This is a genomic window from Kribbella sp., from assembly GCF_035687465.1.
GTDB lineage: Bacteria > Actinomycetota > Actinomycetes > Propionibacteriales > Kribbellaceae > Kribbella.
The window spans coordinates 1-4,311 of record NZ_DASRXP010000721.1 but is presented as its reverse complement, the minus strand read 5'-3'; the positions used below and the strand labels follow the sequence as shown (position 1 = coordinate 4,311).

General features: G+C 67.1%; 4 protein-coding genes and 1 pseudogene. 4 read left to right on the top strand and 1 reads right to left on the bottom strand.

The window, feature by feature from the left end; all coding sequences use genetic code 11:
• The 4 genes and pseudogenes from VFG33_RS39195 to rpmB all read left to right on the top strand — a co-directional run.
• A pseudogene (locus VFG33_RS39195) lies at nt 1-272 on the top strand (hypothetical protein); the annotation flags it as partial.
• Nucleotides 262-1,089 (top strand): carbohydrate ABC transporter permease, encoded by an 828-nt coding sequence (locus VFG33_RS39190; RefSeq protein WP_325058107.1) that lies wholly within the window; start codon nt 262-264, stop codon nt 1,087-1,089. The pseudogene VFG33_RS39195 and the gene VFG33_RS39190, both read left to right, overlap by 11 nt.
• A 28-nt stretch (nt 1,090-1,117) precedes the next feature.
• Nucleotides 1,118-3,103 (top strand): aldo/keto reductase, encoded by a 1,986-nt coding sequence (locus tag VFG33_RS39185; protein WP_325058106.1) that lies wholly within the window; start codon nt 1,118-1,120, stop codon nt 3,101-3,103.
• Between the two features lie 82 nt (nt 3,104-3,185).
• Complete coding sequence (rpmB, locus tag VFG33_RS39180) at nt 3,186-3,407, top strand: 50S ribosomal protein L28 (protein WP_132191415.1); 222 nt, start codon at nt 3,186-3,188, stop codon at nt 3,405-3,407.
• A 91-nt stretch (nt 3,408-3,498) separates the two neighbouring features.
• On the opposite strand, the gene VFG33_RS39175 is transcribed toward rpmB, so the two are convergent.
• A complete protein-coding gene (locus tag VFG33_RS39175) occupies nt 3,499-3,843 on the bottom strand; it encodes a hypothetical protein (protein ID WP_325058105.1) in 345 nt (114 codons plus the stop codon).
• Nucleotides 3,844-4,311 lie beyond the last annotated feature (468 nt).

Here is a 4,311-nt window from a genome sequence, read left to right as displayed (position 1 = left end):
ACGGCGGTCTGACGATCGTGTCCTACCTGTACGACAGCGCGTTCGGCTCCAACCAGTTCGGGTACGGCGCCGCGATCGGCTGGGCGCTGTTCATCCTGATCGTGCTGTTCTCGATCATCAACTGGCGCCTGATCGGCGGCAACGACGACGAACGGATCACCAAGCGGGCGGCCCGCCGCGCCAGACGACGGATCGCCGAGCAGAACGCGCGACGCAGTACCGGCGTCCCGGAGCGGAACTCGGAGCGGAAGGAGCCGGCCGATGTCGGTTGAGCGGATCCGTACCGTCGTCGGTCACGTCGTGCTGATGCTCGGGGTGGTCGTCTCGATCTTCCCGTTCTACTGGATGCTGGTGATGGCCTCGAACACCACACCGGACATCTTCGCCTACCCGCCGAAGCTGCTGGTCGGGTCGCACCTGTTCGAGAACATGGGCCGGGTGCTGGACAACATCGACTTCTTCGGCGCGATGCTGCTCACCCTGATCGCGTCCCTCGGTGTCACCGTCCTGGTGTTGTTCTTCGACTCGCTGGCCGCGTTCGCGTTCGCGAAGTACGAGTTCCCGGGGCGCAATCTGCTCTTCGGTCTGCTGCTGGCGACCTTCATGATCCCGTCGCAGCTGTCGCTGGTGCCGCAGTTCGTCACGCTGGCCGAGTTCGGCTGGATCGGGTCGCTGAAGGCGTTGATCATCCCGGGCGCCGCGAACGCGTTCGGCATCTTCTGGATGCGGCAGTACGCGAAGGGCGCGATCCCGGACGAGCTCATCTCCGCGGCCAAGGTCGACGGGGCCGGCTTCTTCCGCCAGTACTGGACCGTCGGGCTGCCGGTACTGCGACCCGGGCTGGCGTTCCTGGGCATCTTCACCTTCATCAACGTCTGGAACGACTACCTGTGGCCGTTGATCGTGATGACGGACCCGAACAAGCTCACCCTGCAGGTCGCCCTGGACCAGTTGAACGGGATCTACGGCACCGATTACAGCATGGTGATGGCGGGCGCCTTGATGAGCGTGATCCCCTTGATCGGTGTGTTCATCATCGGTGGCCGCCACTTCATCGCCGACCTCGCCGCCGGCGCCATGAAGTTCTGACCGCACGCCTACTACGAGGGGAACCTCTGTGTCATCGAACAAGCTCCGCTGGGGAATCCTGGGCACCGGCAACATCGCCTCCAGGTTCGCCAGCCAGCTCCCGTCCTCGGAGACCGGCGAACTCGCCGCCGTCGGGAGCCGCAGCACCACCTCGGCCGATGAGTTCGGGGACAAGTACGGCATTCCGAACCGGCACGCGTCGTACCAGGCACTGCTGGACGACGACACGGTTGACGCTGTCTACATCGCCACGCCGCATCCACTGCACGTGGAGTGGGCGATCAAGACCGCCGAGGCCGGCAAGCACGTGCTCTGCGAGAAGCCGCTCGCGATCAACCGGGCCTGGGCCGCGGCGATGATCGAGGCGGCGATCCGCAACGACGTCTTCCTGATGGAGGCGTACATGTACCGCTGCCTGCCGCAGACCAAGCTGATCGCCCAGCTGGTTCGCGACGGCGAGATCGGCACCGTGCACCAGATCCAGGCGTCCTTCGCGTTCCAGGCCTCCTACAACCCCGGCAGCCGGATCTTCGCCAACGAGTTGGCCGGCGGCGGCATCCTCGACGTCGGCGGGTACCCGGTCTCGATGGCCCGGCTGATCGCGGGCGCGGCGATCGGAGCCCCGTACGCCGATCCGGCGGCGGTGACCGCCGTCGGTCAAGTGGGCGAGACCGGGGTCGACGAATGGACGGTGGCGACGCTGTTCTTCGACAGCGGGATGACCGCGCAGGTCAGTACTGGAGTCCGGCTCAGCGATGAGAACCGCGTCCGCGTGCTGGGCAGCAAGGGGTACCTCGTCGTCGAGGACCCGTGGTTCGGCGGCGATGGCAAGCCGACCCACGTCACGATCCACCGGGCGGGGGAGGAGCCGCGGGATGTCTCCGCGGAGCCGGCCTTCATCTACGCGGCCGAGGCGGATGCGGTCGCCGCCGCGATCGATCAGCGGCAGGCTCCGGAGATGTCGTGGGCGGACACCCTCGGCAATCTCAAGGTCCAGGACGCCTGGCGGAAGGCGATCGGGCAGCAGTACGAGATCGAGCGGGACGACGCGATGATTCCGACGAACACGGGTCGGCCGTTGGCCCGGCGTACGGACGCGCCGATGACGTACGGCGAGGTGCCGGGCCTGGACAAGCAGGTCTCCCGGCTCGTGATGGGCGTGGACAACCAGGAGACGCTGCCGCACGCGGCGACGATGTTCGACGACTTCGTGGAGCGCGGCGGAACCACCTTCGACACGGCGTACATCTATGGCGGCGGGCGCGGCGAGAGGCTGCTCGGGCAGTGGATGAGGTCGCGCGGCAACCGCGACGAGGTCGTTGTCATCGGCAAGGGTGCGCACACGCCGTACTGCGACCCCGAGTCGATCACGCGGCAGTTGGAGGAATCGCTTGAGCGGTTGCAGACGGACCACGTCGACCTCTATCTGATGCACCGCGACAACGAGGAGATCCCGGTCGGGGAGTTCGTCGACGTCCTGGACTCGCATTTCGCCGCGGGACGGATCAGGGCGTACGGCGGGTCCAACTGGTCGACCTCGCGGTTCGACGAGGCGAACGCGTATGCCGAGGAGCACGGCAAGCAGCCGTTCACCTTGCTGAGCAACCACCTCAGCCTGGCGAGGGCGTACGACGTACCGTGGGCTGGGTGCCGGCATGTCAGCGACGAGGAGTCGCAGGTGTGGTTGCGGGAGCGGCAGGTGGCGCTGTTCCCCTGGTCGAGCCAGGCGCGCGGGTTCTTCACCGGGCGGGCGAAGCCGGAGGACCGGTCCGACGAAGAACTGGTCCGCTGCTTCTACTCCGACGAGAACTTCGGCCGGCTGGACCGGGCCCGGGAGTTGGCGGCGGCTCGCGGGGTGGAGCCGACGGCGATCGCGCTGGCGTGGTTGCTGCACCAGCCGTACCCGGTGTTCCCGCTGATCGGACCGCGGCAGATCTCAGAGACTCGGACGTCATTGCCCGGTCTCGGGGTGGCGCTGTCGGCCGCGGAAGTGGCGTGGCTCACGCAGGGCTGAGCGGGTTCGGACCGAATTGGTGGAGGCTCTGACCGCTGTGTAACATGGTCTGTCGGTGTCTCGACCCTAAACACGGAGAATCATGTCTAAGAAGTGCGATGTTTGTGGCAAGCAGCCGACGTTCGGCAACAGTGTTGCGCGGCTGGGTAAGGGCGCGATGATCCGCCGGGTCAAGGCTCGTACGCCGCGGCGGTTCAACCCCAACATTCAGCCGATCCGGGCGATCATCAAGGGCACGCCCACCAAGCTGAAGGTCTGCACGTCCTGCATCAAGGCGGGCAAGGTTCAGCGCGTCGTCGGCTAGAACACCCCCGGCCTGACAAGGCCAACCTCCGTGTAGGGCTCCCACTAGGCGCCCCGGGATCCCCGGGGCGCCTACTGGTGTTCCCGGTCGGCTACTCCGGTGACGTGAACCACTCGCGGGATGAGCGGGGTGCGATCAGAAGCAGGAAGAGGACGACGCCGAGGACGGGCGCTCCGATCCCGATGACGGCCGTGTCCGTGTCGTTGAGACCGGACAGGACCAGGAACAGACTCAGTGCGACGGTGATCACTCGAGAGCCGCGCGTTGCTTGCCAGAGGCCGAGCGCGGCGAAGGCGGTCAGCAGCGGGAAGATCAGCGCGATAAGCGCACTCGCTCCGATCTCGGACACGGCGAACACGATGGCGGCAGCGCTGGACACGGTCAGCAGCGCCAGCAGGACGACCGTGGCGATGATCGGCGCAGGAGGTCGATTCATGCCGACAACCTAGTGCTGGACCGGTGACGCGGCGCCGCACAGGTCCGGCTGCGGCGCAGGGGTCCGGATGCTGCGCCGCACAGGTCCGGTTGCGCGCCGCACAAGTCCGGCTGCGGCGCCGCAGGGGTCCGGCTGCGGCGCTGCATAGGTCCGGCTGCGGCGGGCGGACCGATGCGTGGCCGGCTGCGCAGAGCAGCCAGGCCAGCAGTTGCCAGCAGTTGCCAGCAGTTGCGTAAGTTGCCAGCAGTTGCCAGCAGTTGCCAGCAGTTGCCGGCCGGCGCCGGTCCGGTTACCGGGCTCGGGCGATGACGGTGATTTCGCGGCGGGTGTGGTGCAGTTGGCGGGCGTGCAGTACGTCGTACTCCTTGCGCAGGACGTCCATCCCCCGCCTGGCCGCGTCCAGGGGATTCCGTCCGCCGCCCTTGAGCGTCACGATCGCGAGCGCCCCGCGCCTCAAATGCGGTACTG

What these genes read in the sequence shown, in the direction of transcription:
- rpmB (WP_132191415.1), top strand. Translation starts at nt 3,186, where the DNA reads ATGTCTAAGAAGTGCGATGTTTGTGGCAAGCAGCCGACGTTCGGCAAC.
- VFG33_RS39190 (WP_325058107.1), top strand. Translation starts at nt 262, where the DNA reads ATGTCGGTTGAGCGGATCCGTACCGTCGTCGGTCACGTCGTGCTGATG.
- VFG33_RS39175 (WP_325058105.1), bottom strand. Translation starts at nt 3,843, where the DNA reads ATGAATCGACCTCCTGCGCCGATCATCGCCACGGTCGTCCTGCTGGCG.